The organism is Rhodococcus sp. P14, assembly GCF_000256505.1.
GTDB lineage: Bacteria > Actinomycetota > Actinomycetes > Mycobacteriales > Mycobacteriaceae > Rhodococcus > Rhodococcus ruber.
The window spans coordinates 1-15,976 of the sequence record NZ_AJFC01000335.1; the positions used below are offsets into that span (position 1 = coordinate 1).

Below are 15,976 nucleotides of genomic sequence, written 5' to 3' on the forward strand. Positions count from 1 at the left end.
CCGGGGCAGATGGAGGCTGCCCGCGCCCTGGGCTTCAGCTACCGCCGGGCGCTGACGCTGGTGGTGATCCCCCAGGGGGTGCGGCGCGTGCTGCCCGCGCTGATGAACCAGTTCATCTCGCTCATCAAGGACTCGTCGCTCATCTACTTCCTCGGCCTGCTGGCCACCCAGCGGGAACTGTTCGCCGTCGGCCGCGACCTGAACGCCCAGACCGGCAATCTCTCCCCGCTCGTCGCGGCGGGCCTGTTCTACCTGATCCTCACGGTGCCGTTGACGCACCTCGTGAACTACATCGACCACCGCCTGCGCACCGGCCGGCCCGAGGCCACCCTCGACCCGCTCGAACAGGAACTCGTCGTGGAGAGGGGCTGACCGATGCCGACCACCGTCCCCGAGAGTGTGTCCCTCACCGGGACCGGGCTGCACCTGGCCTTCGGAACCAACCGGGTGCTGCGCGGGGTCGACATCCACGTCGACGCCGGGAAGACCGTCACCGTGGTCGGCCCGTCCGGTTCGGGCAAGTCGACCCTGCTGCGCGTGCTCAACCGGCTGCACGAACCCGACGCCGGCGACATCCTCCTCGACGACCGCTCGGTGCTGAAGGACAACCCCGACGAGCTGCGGCAGCGGATCGGGATGGTGTTCCAGCACTTCAACCTCTTCCCGCACAAGACGGTGGCCGAGAACATCGCGCTCGGCCCCCACAAGCTCAAGGGGCTGTCGAAGGAACGGGCCCGCGCGCTCGCCCTCGAACAGCTCGACCTGGTCGGGCTGAAACACAAGGCCGACTCCCGTCCCGGCAACCTGTCCGGCGGGCAGCAGCAGCGCGTCGCGATCGCCCGCGCCCTCGCGATGGCCCCGCAGGTGATGTTCTTCGACGAGGCCACCTCGGCGCTCGATCCGGAACTCGTCAAGGGGGTGCTCGCCCTCATGGCCGACCTCGCCTCGGGCGGCATGACGATGGTGGTCGTCACCCACGAGATGGGTTTCGCCCGCTCGGTGTCGGACACCGTGGTGTTCATGGACCACGGCGCGGTAGTCGAGACCGGCCCACCCGAGGAACTGTTCGACGCCCCGAAAACCGAGCGCCTGCAACAGTTCCTGTCGCAGGTCCTGTAGGCCGCTCCGCGGCCGGTGTGTCCTTTGGGCGGCTGGGGCAGCCCAAAGGGCACACCGGACGTTCACCTCGTCTTTCCCTTCGCCTGGTTTCGGTCTCCTACGGTGCCCGCGTTGAACCGATTCGACGAGGGAGTACCTGTGAGTCCGAAGCCCCTGCCGCTGATCGTCACGCACCACGGCAAATCGTCACGCGCCGCCGTCACCTGCCGCTACAAGTGCGGCAACGCGTGTTCCCACGCCGTGCCCAACACCTCCGGGGGCGAGTACTTCGGTGACGTCGTGCGCACCGCCATGAGCCGGCGCGGCGTGCTGCGCGGCGGCGCGATGGCGGTGCTCGCGGTCGGTGCGGGCGGTGTGCTCGCCGCGTGTGCCGACGACGCGGGCAGCACCGGCGGCGCCACGACGTCGGGCCCGGCGGACCTCGGCCCCGCGCCCACCGGCACCGACTTCACCGCCGTCGTCCCGAACACCGACGACGTCGTGACCGTTCCCGAGGGCTACGACCAGTCCGTCGTCATCCGGTGGGGTGACCCGGTGCTGCCGGATGCGCCCGCCTTCGACATCGGCAACCAGACCGCGGCCGCGCAGGAGAAGCAGTTCGGCTACAACAACGACTTCGCGGGGCTGCTGCCCGTCGACGGCGTGCCGAACACCTACCTGCTGGTGGTCAACCACGAGTACACGTCCGAGCCCTTCATGTTCGCCGGCTACGATCCCGACAACCCCACCGAGGAGCAGGTGCGCATCGGATGGGCCAATCACGGGCTGTCCGTCGTGCAGGTCAAGGGTGAGGCCGGATCCGGTCGTCTCACACCCGAATTCGGCCCGCACAACCGGCGTATCACCGGTCTGACCGAGTTCGTTCTCACCGGTCCCGCCGCGGGCAGCGACCTGGTCAAGACCGCCGCCGACCCGACCGGCACCCGCGTGCTCGGCACCCTGAACAACTGCGCCGGCGGTCTCACCCCGTGGGGCACGGTGCTCTCCGGCGAGGAGAACTTCAACCAGTACTTCGCCAACGCCGAGAACGTCACCGACCCCGTCGCCGCCGAGCGACTGGCACGCTACGGCCTCGAGGGCGGCGCGTCGGAACGCCTGTGGGAGCGCTTCGACCCGCGTTTCGACATCGTCGCCACCCCCAACGAGGTCAACCGATTCGGGTGGGTCGTCGAGGTGAACCCGTGGGACGCGACGTCCGTGCCGGTCAAGCACACCGCCCTCGGACGGTTCAAGCACGAGGCCGCGACGATCCACGTCACGGGCGACGGCACCGTCGTCTCCTACAGCGGCGACGACGAACGCTTCGACTACATGTACAAGTTCGTCTCCTCCCGCAAGATGCAGCCCGGCACGTCGCAGGCGGCGATGCGGCACAACATGACGCTGCTCGACGCCGGCACCCTGTACGTGGCCAAGCTGACCGGTGATTCGCCGGACGAGATCGACGGCAGCGGCGCGCTTCCCGCTTCCGGCACGTTCACCGGCACGGGAGAGTGGATTCCCCTGCTGCGCACCGCCGAGGACGGCCGCGGCGAGTCCCTGGTCGACGGCATGACCGCCGAGGAGGTCGCGGTGTTCACCCGTCTGGCCGGGGACAAGGTCGGGGCCACCAAGATGGACCGGCCGGAGGACTTCGAGCCGAACCCCGTCACCGGCAAGGTCTACGTCGCGTTGACCAACAACACCAAGCGCGGCGAGGACGGCAAGGCCGCCGCCGACGTCGCGAACCCCCGCAACAACAACAAGAACGGGCAGGTGCTCGAGATCGACGACGACCACGCCGGCACGTCGTTCACGTGGAGCCTGCTGCTGGTCTGCGGCGATCCGGAGGCCGCCGACACGTACTTCGGTGGTTTCGACAAGGCGCAGGTCAGCCCGATCTCGTGCCCGGACAATCTCGCCTTCGATCCGCACGGCAACCTGTGGATCTCCACCGACGGCAACGCCCTGAAGTCCAACGACGGACTGTTCAGCGTCGCGCTCGACGGCCCGCGCCGCGGGGAGACCAAACAGTTCCTCACCGTGCCCGTCGGAGCGGAGACGTGCGGACCGATCGTGCAGGAGAACCGCGTCGTCGTGTGTGTGCAGCACCCGGGCGAGACCGACGACGCCACGTGGGACGCCCCGTCGTCGCACTGGCCCGACGGCGGCACCTCGCAGCCGCGCCCGGCCGTCGTCGCGGCCTGGAAGTCCGACGGCCTGATCGGCGCCTGACCCCGTGCGCGCTTCTGGTAGCGGCTGCTACCAGAAGCGCGCACGGGTGCCGTCAGGCGCCCAGGCGGCGGGCGAGGTCGATCAGGTCGTCGGCGATCACGTCCCAGTCCTGTTCCGCGCGCAGGTCCGTGGTCTGGGCCGGGCCGTGCTCGGTGGGTCGCGCGAAGAACGCGGTCCTCAGGCCGCAGGACCGCGCGGCCGCCAGGTCCTCGTTGTGGGCGGCACACATGCACACCTCGCCCGGCTCCAGGCCCAGGATGTCGACCGTGCGCAGATACGCCTCGGGCATGGGCTTGTAGGCTCGCGCGACCTCGGCACCGAGGACGGCGTCCCAGGGCAGGCCCGCCCGTTTGGCGATGTCCACCATCATGCCGATGTTGCCGTTCGACAACGGGGCGACGACGAAACGCTGCTTCAGCCGGGTCAGTCCCTCGACGGCGTCGGGCCAGGGATCGAGCCGGTGCCAGGCGAGATTGAGCCGATCGAGATCGGTCCCCGGCACGGCGGCCGGATCGATGCCGACCGTACGCAGCGCCTCGTCCAGGTTCTCTCGGTGCAGCACGTCCAGCCGCACGAACGGCCGGGTGCCCGCTCGCACCGCCTGCATCGCCGGCTGGTAGCGAGCCCGCCAGGCGTCGGCGAAGACGACCGGGTCGATCGACTCGTCGTAGCGGGCCAGCAGGGGCGCCGCCTCCCGCGCGATGCTGGTGCGCCAGTCCACCACCGTGCCGAACACGTCGAAGACCAGTGCCTTCACCCCGGAGATGCTCATACGCCGCATCCTCCCAGCACCGCCGGGCCGGTGCACGTCAACCAGCACCGCCGGGCCGGTGCACGTCATCCAGCACCGCCGGGCCGGTGCGCGTCAGCGCAGCACCGCCGCCCCGAGGAACTCGCACGCCTGCAGCGCCAGCGCGATGTCCAGCTTGTCGTGCACCGCGGGTGCCCCGGTCGGGTCGCCGAGCGCCTTGTTGATCCGGTACTTGACGGTGTTGCGGTGCAGGTTCAGCCGTTCGGCGGTGTGCAGGTGGCTCTCACCGGTGGCGAAGTAGGTGCCGAGGGTGACCCGCAGCATCGCGGCCTGTTCGGTGTCGTCGGCGAGCGGACCGAGGATCTCGCCCACCCATGCCCGCGCGGCGTCGAGGTTGCGGGCGAGCAGCGACACCACCGCGACGCCCCGATCCCCGAAGCCGACGACCCGCCGGGTGCACGTGGTCTGCGCCACCGCAATCGAATACGCGGCCTCGGCCTGCTCGTGCGAGCGCCGGAAGCCGGCCAGGCCGGAACCGGGCAGGCCCACCGCGAGACGGCCGGCCGGATGGGAGCGCACGACGGCGTCGAGCGCCGCCGTGTCGATCACCGGCCGGCGCCGATCGAACGGAAGCCACGCCCACACCGTGCGCCGGTCGATGGCGGTGAGGATCGGCGGGGCGTCCGACCCGAGATGCACCGCCACCGCACGCACCAGCCGGTCCAGCGGATTGATGGCACCGTCCGCGGATTCGACTGTGGTCCAAGCGATCACCCCGACGTGACAGCGGTCGAGCCGGTACCGGGTCTCCGCCTCGAACGCCGCGGCGTCGGTCTCGGATCCGTCGACGAGGCCGTGGATCAGGGCGGAGTGCACGTTGCCGCGCACGGCCGACCACCGGCGACGTTCCTTCTCGTACGCGTCGAACACGTACAGGGTGATCCAGTCGATGTACCGGTAGACCACCGCGGAGATGTACTCGACGACGTCGAGGGTCACCTGCGGCGGCAGGTTCATCGACCGCACCTCGTCGAAGCACAGCCGCATGAGGTCGTTCTGCCCCATGTGGTACGCCCGGACGAGGGAGTGCGACGGCACGTCGCGCTGCGCGAGACGGAGCGCGTATTCCACTGCCGCCGTTGTGGGTTGGAGGTGGTCGGCAGGGATCTCGTTGGTGAGCACGTGGATGATCGTCGCGATGTTGCCGTGCACGCTCGCCTCGAGGAGTTCGACGAGTTGCGGGTCCTCGTCGAGGTGGGCGATCTCGCGCGCCATCATCGCGGTCATGGACCGGCTGATCTCCCGCTGGCGGGCGTCGAAGCGGCGCGCGACCTCGGCGACGACGCGCCGGACGTCGTCGGCGGCCGACGATGCGCCCGCCGGCTGTCCCGAGAGCACCGGATCAGCCACGGCCCGTGCTCCGCAGGTGCCGCAGCGCCGACTCGGCGGCGTTGTAACCGCACATCCCGTGCGCGCCCGCCCCGGGCGGGGTGGAAGCCGAGCACAGGTAGACACCCGGAACCCCGGTGCTGTAGGGGTCCAGTGCAATTCGTGGCCGGAAGACCACCTGCAGGTCGGCGTTGGCACCGCCGACGATGTCCCCGCCGATCTGGTTGGGGTTCTGCCGCGCGAGGTCGGCCGGTGTGGTCGTCGAGGTCGCGACGACGCGGTCCCGGAACCCCGGGGCGAACCGCTCGATCTGCGCGACGATCGCGTCCGTCGCGTCACCGGCGTAGCCGGCCGGGACGTGGGCGTAGGCGTACACCGGGTTCAGGCCGCCCGCCGAGCGGGTCGGGTCGGCGACGTACTGCTGGCCGAGCAGCACGAACGGCTTCGCCGGCATGCGGCCCGTCGCGACGTCGCGTTCGGCCCGGGCGATCTCGGCGAACTCGCCGCCGAGGTGGACGGTCCCGGCCCGCCCGCAGTCCGGATCGGTCCAGGGGATCGGGCCGTCGATCGCGAAGTCGACCTTGAAGGCGCCGGGAGCGTGACGGAACCTGCGGTAGGACTTGGCGATCCGCGACGGCACCCCGTCACCGAGGATGTCGAGAGCGGCGCCGGGGGCGACGTCGAGGAGCACGACGTCCGCCGGCGGCAGGTCCGCCGCGCGACGGACCCGGACGCCGGTGTGCACCTTGCCACCGTGCTCGGCGAGCTGGGCGGTCAGTGCGCGCGCGATCGCCGCGGAGCCGCCCTCGGCCACCGGCCACCCGTAGCGGTGGCCCGCGGCGGTGATCATCAGCCCCACGGCGGACGTCGCCGGGCGGTCCAGCCGGTGGTAGGCGTGGGCGGCGACGCCGCCGAACAGGGCCCGTCCCTTCGGCGTGCGGAACCAGCGGGCCGCGGCCGTCGCGGGCAGCAGGGCCCGCGGCCCGAACCCCGCCAGCCGCAGCGGGTGGCGGGGGACGTTCAGCACCGGCCGCATCAGGTCCGCGGCGAGCGCGTCGAACCCGGATGCGAGGTCGGCGAACATCCGCCGCCACCGCGGCCCGTCCGCGCCGAGACCGGCCGCGGTGACGTCGAGGGAGCGGTGCAGCAGGGCGGCCTCACCCCCGTCGAGGGGGTGGGCGCAGTCGATCTCCGGCCACCGCCACCGCAGGCCGTACCGTTCGAGGCCGAGGGTCTGCAGGTAGGGGGAGCCGGCACCCATCGGATGGAAGGCCGAGCAGTGGTCGTGGACCAGGCCGGGGACGGTGAGCTCGCCGGAGCGGGTTCCGCCGCCGATCTCCTCGGCTGCCTCGAGGACCTGGACGTCCACGCCGCGACGGGCGAGGTGGACGGCGGCGGCGAGCCCGTTGGGCCCGCTGCCGACCACGACCGCCGTACTCACGCCTGCACCTCCAGCTGTTCGGCGTCTGTGCGGTCCATTGTCCACTGCACGTCGAACGGGATGGGTCCGTTGGGCAACCAGGGCTGCTCGGCGACGGCGTCGGCCACCCTGTAGGTGCCGCGTTCGATCACGCCGAGGGCCGCGTCGATCACCTTGTACTCCTGGGTGCCCCGGTGGATGGGCTGCGATTCGATCCACGCGACGACGAACTCGCCGGGGGCGAAGTTGCAGCGGCGCTGGATGGCGGCGATGAGGTGCTCGTTGTGCAGGTGACCGTCCCCGAAGTTGAAGGCGACGATCGAGTTGCAGGAGAACTCGGCCTCGCGCAGGTCGTAGGTGTCGATGTCGTCCCCGAGGTGCCGCATCATGAGGGAGAACAGTGCCCGGCCCTGGCTGTGCAGGGACCGCCAGCCGAGCAGCTGGTGCATCACCACGTCCGCGACGTCCTCGGGGTAGGTGGCGAGCAGCTGGGTGCGGGTGTTCTGCGCACCGCGGACGATGTGCCGATTCAGCTTCTCCTCCGCGCCCGGCGCGAACGCCCAGGTGGCGGACGCCCAGTTGCCGGCGTACTGCCGCATCGACGGCAGGAACGACACCAGGTCGGGACGCAGATTGCCCAGCACCGGGAAGAAACACAAACCGGCGGTGATCCCCCCGGCCAGCCACAGCGACGACATGTCGGTCACGGCGTAACCGTCCCACGCGGGGAAGCCCCAGAACAGGAAGACCGTGGCGTAGGCGAACAGCAGATTCCATTCCAGCGGCACCGCGAGCGGGAAGGTCGACGCGATGAAGAAGTGGAACGCCACCATCAGCAGCACGGCGAGCAGCGTGAGGGTGCGGTTCGTGGAGAACAGCAGCACGAGCGGCGTGGCGATCTCGACGAGGGTGCCCAGGACGTGCCCGACACCGCCGGCCAGCACGGACGGGCGCAGATCGTTCGGGAAGCTGCGGTAGTGCGCGCGCTTGATCGTCCTGGACAGCATCCACGGCGTGTTGCTGATCATCGGCGGGATCACCATCGAGAAGTGGTGACCGAACTTCGAGACGCCGGCGCCGACCCAGACGGTGACGATGAGCAGCTTGAGGGCGACGATCATGTCGACGAACGGCAGGAAGGTGAAGAACACCAGCGCGGGCAGGTACTGCTCGCTGCGCGCCGCAATGAAGATCACCTTGTCGCGCAGGCCGATCAGGACGAGCAGCACGACGATCGGTGCCACCACCGCGGGCCGGACCAGTCCGGCGTTGTCGGCGATCACCGCGTCGACCGAGGCGGTGTGGACACCCGGAAGGACGATGGCGGCAAGAAGATTGACGAGCAGGACGGCGTAGAGCGCGACGTCGCCGGCGGTGCGGCGGTCACCGGCCGTGCCCGGCACCTTGCCCGGCCACGGTGGGAGCCGGATCGTGTCCGGCTTCAGCCAGGAATGGAATCCGCCGGTCATCGGCTTGAAGTGCCCGGCGAGCGGGCCCCACGAGCCGCCGACGCCGAGCGCCTCCACCAGCACCGTCCACAGGATCAGCTTCTGGTAGACGATCGGCTGGTTCCACCACGACGCCACGTCGAGCCAGGGCAGGCCCGAGGTCAGCGTCGCGAGGGCGGTGCCGGCGCCGACGTAGAGGACCAGCAGCTTGAGGATGTAGACGGTGTGCACCATCTTCGGGGTGCCGAATCCGTGGTCGACCCAGTGGGTCGACATGGCCCGCAGCCGATCCCGGAACGGGAGCTGACGGAAGGTGGCGGGATCCACTTCCGGGAAGTGGCCGGTCTTGAAACCCATGGGAATTCGCCTTTCGGGTAGGGGCGGCCGCCCCACCGGCCCGGGGCCGGCGAGTCGGAGCGTGTGGTGTCTCGGGGAGCGGTCAGGCGTGCACGGGAGCCCCGTGGCTGCGCCGCAGACCGGGCTTGTCGATCTTGCCGACGGGGTTGCGCGGCAGGTAGTCGACGACGTGTACCTCGGCGGGCACCTTGACCCTCGTCAGCCGCTCGGCGACGTGGGTGAGCAGTTCGGCCCCGGTGACGGTCCGGCCGGGGCAGGTCACGACGTACGCGACGGGGACCTCGCCGTACACCTCGTGCGGCGCGCCGATCACGGCGGACTCGAGGACCGCGGGGTGGGTGGCGAGTGCGTTCTCGATCTCCTTGGGGTACAGGTTCTCCCCGCCGCGGATGATCATGTCCTTGATGCGGTCGACGAGGGTGAGGTAGCCGTCCTCGTCGAGCCGGCCGACGTCGCCGGTGTGCAACCAGCCGTCGACGACGGTGCGGGCGGTCTCCTCGGGCCGGCCGAGATAGCCGCGCATCACGTTGGGGCCCTTGATGAGCACCTCGCCGGTGGCGCCGGGCGGCAGGTGCCGGCCGTCGGGTCCAACGACGGCGATCTGCTGACCGGGCAGCGCGGGGCCGACCGTGCCGAGCTTGCGGGGGCCGTCGACCGGGTTGCACGCCGACGCGCAGGTGCCCTCGGTGAGCCCGTAGCCCTCGACGACGACGAGCCCGAAGCGCTGCTCGACGCGGTCGAGGAGTTCCTTCGAGATCGGGGCCGCGCCGCAGATCGCGAAGCGCAGCGACGAGGTGTCCACCGGGGTGTCCTGCGGCTGGGAGACCAGCAGGGCGTAGATGGTGGGCACGGCCGAGAAGTACGTCGGTCGCAGCCGGGCCACGTCGCCGAAGAAGCGGTCCGGGGAGAACCGGCCGGTGATGCTGAGCTGAGCACCGGCCAGCAGGGGCGCGAGGAAGCTGACCGCGATCGCGTTGACGTGGAACAGCGGCAGGATCAGCAGGCAGTGGTCGGTCTCGGTCAGCCGCAGGTGCGTGCGGAAGGAGTCCGCCATGAACTGCAGGTTCGCGTGGGTGAGCTGCACGCCCTTCGGGCGGCCCGTGGAGCCGGAGGTGTAGATCAGCAGGGCGGTGTCGTCGGGTTCCGGGTCGGCGCCGGCCGCCCATCCGGCGGGAGCGGCGACGGCCATGTCGTCCACGTGGATCACCGGTCGGCCGCCCGACGGGGCGCCGGCGCCGGCGTTCACGACGAGTGCGGCTCCGGCGTCGTCGATCTGGTACCCGGCCTCGCTCGCGGTGAACGCCGGATTGACGGGGGTGGCCGTCGCGCGCAGCCGCCACGCCGCCATGAGGGCGACGAGCAGTTCGGCCCGGTTGGGCAGCATCACCGCGACGACGTCACCCGCTGCGATGCCGTGCTGCTGGAGCTGCGCCGCGAAACCGTCGACTCTGCGGGCGAATTCGGCGTAGGTGAGCTGCCGGTTGTCGTCCCGCACGCAGGGCCGGTCCGATTCGCGGTGCCACACCAGGTATTCGATCGTCACTACCGTCGGTCCTCTCGTTTTCGGCTGACCACGACGGTAGTGACGGGGATCACGTCCCGGCTACGGCCTCGCGGGCTCGAGTTCCGGCCGGGTGTTGTCCTCCGAGCACAAACACCGCGCCGCCGGCTGCGGAAGGCAGCCGGCGGCGCGGAGCGGATCGTCAGGGGGCCGGATCGCCCGAGGCGGCGGGCTGCGGCGCCGCCGCGACGTGCATCGCCCGGGCCAGTGCCGCCTCCTCGGGCGCAGCGGTCCGTGCGGCACCACGCCGGCGCAGGTACCGGGTCTTGAGGTGGTACGCGGCGACGATGACGGCGAGCGCGATCAGCGACTGCACCAGTTCGGCGCGGGCGCCGGTGAACCACATGCCGACGAGGATCGCGACGATGACGGCCGTGACGACGACGGGCAGGACGGGGTAGAGCCACACCCGGAACTGCAGGATCTCGGGCGACGTGCGTTCCCAGCGGCGGCGCAGCACCAGTTCGGACAGGCAGATCATGATGTACACGAACAGGCAGATCGCACCGGACGACGTGACCAGGTACAGGAAGATGGTGTCGGGCCAGACGTAGGCGGCGACGATGCACACGTATCCGACGAACGTGCACGACAGCACGCCCTTCAGCGGGACACCGCGGGAGTTGACGGCCGTCATCCAGGCGGGGGCGTCGCGGTGGGCACCGAGCACGAACAGCATGCGCGACGCGGTGTAGAGCCCCGAGTTCAGGCACGAGAGCACGGCGACCAGCACCACGAAGTTGAGGATCTCGGCCGCGCCGGGGATACCCAGGACCTCGAGGGCGGACACGAACGGGGATTCGCCGACGACGTAGCTGTCCCACGGCAGCATGGTGACGAGCAGGAACGTCGCGCCGACGAAGAACGCGAGGATCCGGAACACGACGGTACTGGTGGCGCGGCGGATCGCCGCGGCCGGCTCCTTCGACTCCGCCGCGGCGATCGTGACCAGCTCGGCTCCCGTCATCGAGAAGATGACGGCGACCACTCCGACCAGGACAGGGGTGAAGCCGTTCGGCAGGAAGCCGCCGTGGGCGGTCAGGTTTACGAACGACAGGTCGGCCCCCGGCCAGACGCCCAGCACGTAGAGACCGGCCAGGACGAGGAACGCGATGATCACCGCGACCTTGATTCCGGCGAACCAGTACTCGGCCTCACCGAAGTTGCCGACCGACAACAGGTTCACCACGGTCATGATCAACAGCAGGCCGGCCGCCATCAGCCACAACGGAACACCGGGGAGCCAGCGGCCGAGCAGGGTGGCCCCGACCACGGCCTCGATTCCGACGACGACCACCCAGAAGTACCAGAACAGCCAGCCGGTGGCGAAGCCCGCCCAGTTGCCCATGGCGTCGCGGGCGTACTCGGTGAACGAGCCGGTGCAGGGCTTGGCGACGGCCATCTCCCCGAGCATGCGCATGACCAGGAAGACGATGAGTCCGCAGATCAGGCAGGTGAGGATCGCGCCGGGGCCGGCCTGGCCGATGATCGCGCTGATGCCCACGAAGAATCCCGCGCCGATCACCCCGCCCATGGACAGCATGGTGAGATGACGCCTCTTCAGCGCGTGACCCAGGGTGTCGGACCTTTCGGCCGGTGAATCGGTGTGCACGGCACTCCCTTCGAGACCTGGTGTGCGGCGCCGTGGGGTGCCGGTTCCGGCGTCCCGGCGGCGCTGTCGCTCGGATGGGAGAACCCTACGACCGCGATGTGACCCACGACATGTCCGTGATGTACACAATCGTGAGTCACACCCGCCGTCGGGGCGATTGTCCGTCGGATTCAGACCGGTTGCGCCTCGTCCGGCGCCGCCTCGGGTGCCTGCGACGTTTCGGGCTTCTGCGACGTTTCGGGTCCCTGCGGCGTTTCGGGTCCCTGCGCCGCCTCGGGTTCCGAGGGCGCACGATCCGTCGGGGTGAGCAGCACGTAGCTGCCCGCGGCCAGCAGCACCGTCACCACCGGGGCGAGCTGCGCCCACGTCGTGCTGACCTCCTGCACGGTGAGCACGATGCCCGCGACGGAGGAGATCAGCCACGCCAGCGCCCCGCCGGACGCGGTACGGGGCATGATGCGCCCCCGATCGCGCAGCACGTAGACCACCGCGATCGCCACCCACGCGGTGATGAGCACGCCCTGCCAGGCGAGGGCCTGCAGCAGGTATCCCAGCACGTCGGTGAGCATGAGCAGGTAGGCGAGCACCGCGGTGACCACCACCCACACCGGCCGGGGCACGTCGAGGCGCAGTGCCCGGTGGACGAACACCTGCAGGTTGGTGGAGGCGAGGTAGAAGTTGGCCGAGTTGATGCGGGTCTGGGACACGATGATCAGCAGCACCCCGGCGAAGCCGAGGGAGCCGACGACCGCCTCGACCACGCCGGTCTCGGTGCCGGCGATGTCCCAGGCGCCGAGGAGGTAGAGCCCGACGAGTCCGTTGACGCCGAAGGTCAGCGCGTAGAACACCCAGCCGAAGGTGACGGTGCCGTGGAAGCCGGCGTCGGCGCGGCGACCGAGCCGCGCGTAGTCGAAGGTGTACATCATCAGCACCCAGACGCCCATGTAGACGAGGTAGGCGGTGAGCCAGCCCGGAAGCGGACCCGAGGCCACCGTGGCGGTGAGCCACCCGGTGGGGTAACCCTGCTGCACGGTCGCGGCCACCACGACGGCGACCATGCCGACGAGGTAGAACGGCAGCAGGATCCCGTTGAGCTTGTCGAGCCATGCGGCCACGCCCCCGATCACCACCGGGATCATGTACACCGTGCACAGCAGGTACCACAGCCGGATGTCGCCGCCGAAGTACTCCTGCAGCGCCACCGCGACGATGGAGCCTTCGAAGACCCCGTAGTAGAGCGCGGTGGCCGCGAACAGCGCCGGGGCGAGCAGCGAGCCGACGGCGCCGAACATGCGCCGGGACAGCAGCTCGACGGACAGGCCGGTGTGGATCGCATAGCGGGAGAGCAGCAGATTGACGACGCCGAAGGTGGCGATGGAGGCGGCCATCCCGGCGAGGGTGGCCGGTACCCCGACCGCGCCGGCCGAGGCGACCGCGATGTAGAGCCAGAACATGGCGCTGAACATGGCCCACCAGGCCATCGTCAGCGACCAGCGGGACAGCCGGCCGGATTCGGGCACGCGATCGCGGTCCACGGGGGATTCGGGGGCGGAGTCGGTGAGGTGATCGGACATGAGGGTCGCCTCTCGAGGGGAGGGAATCCGAACCGGCGCAGGGGCGCTCGACCGCCCGCGGCACGGGAGGTTCGGCAAGGGGAGTCTTCGGGGAGGGGAGAGTCTTCGGGGAGGGGAGAGCGGGAAACCTCAGGCGGGGCAGCGGGATCGCTGCCCCGCCTCACGCGTCAGGACCAGTGCGCGACGGAGCGGGTCCGCAGCAGGTCGCGGAACTGGGCGGTGGTGGTGGGCAGCAGCGCGCCGGTGCCCCAGTCGACGATCACGCCGTAACGGCGCACGAGGTCGAGCATGGACAGCTCCCCGCTGCGGTAGCGGGCGGCGACGGCTTCGGGGTCCTCGCCGAGCCAGCCCTCGCGCGATGCACGGATCTCCGTGCGGAGCCGATCGGTGGCGTCGTCGTCGAGCTCGTAGCGGTCGATCTCGGGGTCCACCGGCACGACGACGACGCCGTAGTCCAGGGCAGCGCGCTCGACGGAAACGTAGCCGTCGATCACGTCCTCGAGCACGGCCTCCGGGTCCCGCTGCAGCGGATCCCCGTACCCCCCACCGCCCGCCGACGGCCGCTCGAACGAATCCCCGGACCGGACCGGCACATTCGAGAACACGGACCCCAGGAAGCGCTCCTCGGGAGTGCCGCGGTTGAGCCAGACGCCGTGCGGGATGGACGGCAGACCACCCTCGATGCCCCACGTGACCGAGCGGGAACGGTCACAGCAGTACGACATCACGCTGTTGTCGCTGTCGGTGAGGACGCCGCCCTTGGACAGGCCGCACCCACCGCGGTATTCGCCGGGCCCACCGGAATCGGTGATGATGGCATGCTCGGTGGTGAGCACGGGCGTAAGGCGTTCCTGCCCCTCGCAGGGCTGCACGGCCAGACCGATGCCGAACACCGGTGCGGTGGCGCTCGATCCGTCCTTCGAGCTGCGGCCTCCCCAGCCGCCGGCCATCCAGTCGTACCACATGAAGAACGGCCGCTCCTCGGTGCGGGCGTCGCGCCCGCCGACGAGCAGGTACTCGAGGTTGAACGAGCAGGCGATGGCCCGGGAGGGCACGACCTTCGACCACAGTTCGAAGATCGCGTTCATGATCTTCTCGTAGGGGCCGGAGCAGAACCCGGTCACCGCGTGCGGCCAGCCGGCGTTGACGACGGTGCCTTCCGGCCCGAGGTCGGTGTGAATCGCGTTGTACAGGCCCGAGTTCAGCGGCACGTCGGGGAAGAAGGACTTGGTGCCCGCCACGATTCCGGAGAAGGCGGTGCCGTAGCCGCTGTTGAGGAAGCTGGCGACGGCGGGCGCACTGCCGGTCAGGTCGTAGCTGAGCTGGTCGCCCTCGATCGTCATGGTGACGCGGATCGGGACGAGGCCCTCGGGACGCGCCGGATCGGAGTCGAGGTAGTCCTCGGTGGTCCAGGTGCCATCCGGCAGGTCGGCGACCCGGCTGCGCACGATGCGCTCGACGTAGTCCTGGACCTCGCGCATCGCATCGGTGACGGTGCCGCGACCGTATTTGTCTACCAGCCGGTGGATTTCGCGTTCACACACGCCCGTCGCCTCGGCCTGGGCGTGCAGGTCGCCCATGCTGATCTCCGGCGACCGGGTGTTCGCGACGAGCAGTTTCGCGACGTCGGCGAGGAAGCGGCCCTCGTGCCACACCCGCACCGGGGTGATCCGCAGGCCCTCACCGAAATGTTCGGTGGCGGTCACGTCGAACGAGCCGGGGACGCTGCCGCCGATGTCGGCCCAGTGTCCCTTGTTCTGCGCGAAGGCGATGAGGACCCCGTCCGCGAAGATGGGCCGGATGAAGCTGACGTCGTTGAGGTGGGTGCCGCCCCTGTAGGGGTCGTTGACCATGAAGATGTCGCCGGGGTTGATGTCGGAGCCGAATTCCTCCAGCACGGCCTTGCACTGGAAGTGGAGGGTGCCGACGTGGACGGCGATGTCCTGGCTGCCCTGCATCACGGTGTTGCCCTCGGCGTCGCAGAGCGCGGAAGAGAAGTCCCGCGAGTAGATGACGAACGAGTAGCAGGTGCGCAGGATCTGCTCGGACATCAGGTCGACCGACGTGGCGAACGCGTTCTTGAGGACCTCGAACGTGACCGGATCGAGGGTGGGGGAGGTGGTGGTCATCAGGACTCCTGGATGTCGATGCGGATGTTCGCCCACTCGTCGATGGTGGCGGTGGTCCCCGGGGGGACGACGGTGGTGGAGTCGAGCTGGGTGATCACGGCAGGGCCGGGGATGCGCGTACCGAACTCCAGGGTGTCGCGGTCGAAGACGGGTGTGTCGAGCCGTCCGTGCGCCTCGTCGAAGTAGACGCTGCGCCGTTCCACTGGCACCGGCTCCGCGGTGGTGGGTTCGGAGGTGCGGGGGAAGTTCGGCTTCGGTGTGGTACCCACCGCGCGCAGGCCGATCTGGTAGATCTCCACAGGCGTGTCGTCGCGCCGGAACGAGTAGTCCCGCTCGTGCTCCTCGTGGAATCGTTCGACGGCCTCCGCGAGGAAGCCGGGACCGCTGCCGGCGGGGACGGTG

The 15,976-nt window shown here is 70.0% G+C and carries 11 protein-coding genes and 1 pseudogene; 3 read left to right on the plus strand and 9 right to left on the minus strand.

The genetic code is table 11. The annotated features are described in order from the left end of the window. From OEY_RS29040 to OEY_RS0124000, 3 genes are all read left to right on the plus strand, one after another. On the plus strand, positions 1 to 372 hold a 372-nt coding region (locus OEY_RS29040), incomplete at its 5' end, for an ABC transporter permease subunit (RefSeq protein WP_010596295.1). Positions 373 to 375: 3 nt separating this feature from the next. Further along, entirely contained in the window at positions 376 to 1,119 is a 744-nt protein-coding gene (locus OEY_RS0123995; RefSeq protein WP_010596296.1) for an amino acid ABC transporter ATP-binding protein, read from the plus strand. 138 nt (positions 1,120 to 1,257) lie between these two features. After that, positions 1,258 to 3,333, plus strand: coding sequence for a PhoX family protein (locus tag OEY_RS0124000; protein ID WP_010596297.1), 2,076 nt, complete (start codon positions 1,258 to 1,260; stop codon positions 3,331 to 3,333). 52 nt (positions 3,334 to 3,385) lie between these two features. On the opposite strand, the gene OEY_RS0124005 is transcribed toward OEY_RS0124000, so the two are convergent. The 9 genes and pseudogenes from OEY_RS0124005 to OEY_RS29045 form a co-directional block, all read right to left on the minus strand. After that, a complete protein-coding gene (locus OEY_RS0124005; protein ID WP_010596298.1) occupies positions 3,386 to 4,105 on the minus strand; it encodes a haloacid dehalogenase type II in 720 nt (239 codons plus the stop codon). A 93-nt stretch (positions 4,106 to 4,198) separates the two neighbouring features. Then, on the minus strand, positions 4,199 to 5,494 hold the full coding sequence (locus tag OEY_RS0124010) for a PucR family transcriptional regulator (RefSeq protein WP_010596299.1): 1,296 nt from the start codon (positions 5,492 to 5,494) through the stop codon (positions 4,199 to 4,201). Then, positions 5,487 to 6,914: a phytoene desaturase family protein gene (locus OEY_RS0124015; RefSeq protein ID WP_010596300.1), complete on the minus strand. Its 1,428-nt coding sequence runs from the start codon at positions 6,912 to 6,914 to the stop codon at positions 5,487 to 5,489. Before OEY_RS0124015 ends, OEY_RS0124010 begins: the two co-directional genes overlap by 8 nt. Continuing rightward, positions 6,911 to 8,698, minus strand: coding sequence for a DUF3556 domain-containing protein (locus tag OEY_RS0124020; protein ID WP_010596301.1), 1,788 nt, complete (start codon positions 8,696 to 8,698; stop codon positions 6,911 to 6,913). Before OEY_RS0124020 ends, OEY_RS0124015 begins: the two co-directional genes overlap by 4 nt. A gap of 82 nt (positions 8,699 to 8,780) precedes the next feature. Next, on the minus strand, positions 8,781 to 10,241 hold the full coding sequence (locus tag OEY_RS0124025) for a class I adenylate-forming enzyme family protein (protein WP_010596302.1): 1,461 nt from the start codon (positions 10,239 to 10,241) through the stop codon (positions 8,781 to 8,783). 160 nt (positions 10,242 to 10,401) lie between these two features. Further along, entirely contained in the window at positions 10,402 to 11,871 is a 1,470-nt protein-coding gene (locus OEY_RS0124030; RefSeq protein WP_010596303.1) for an amino acid permease, read from the minus strand. A 170-nt stretch (positions 11,872 to 12,041) separates the two neighbouring features. After that, positions 12,042 to 13,445 (minus strand): purine-cytosine permease family protein, encoded by a 1,404-nt coding sequence (locus OEY_RS0124035; RefSeq protein ID WP_010596304.1) that lies wholly within the window; start codon positions 13,443 to 13,445, stop codon positions 12,042 to 12,044. Positions 13,446 to 13,612: 167 nt separating this feature from the next. Further along, the gene (locus OEY_RS0124040; protein WP_010596305.1) at positions 13,613 to 15,574 is read right to left on the minus strand and encodes a hydantoinase B/oxoprolinase family protein; all 1,962 of its coding nucleotides are present in this window, start codon (positions 15,572 to 15,574) and stop codon (positions 13,613 to 13,615) included. Next, positions 15,574 to 15,976: pseudogene (locus OEY_RS29045) on the minus strand (hydantoinase/oxoprolinase family protein); the annotation flags it as partial. The pseudogene OEY_RS29045 and the gene OEY_RS0124040, both read right to left, overlap by 1 nt.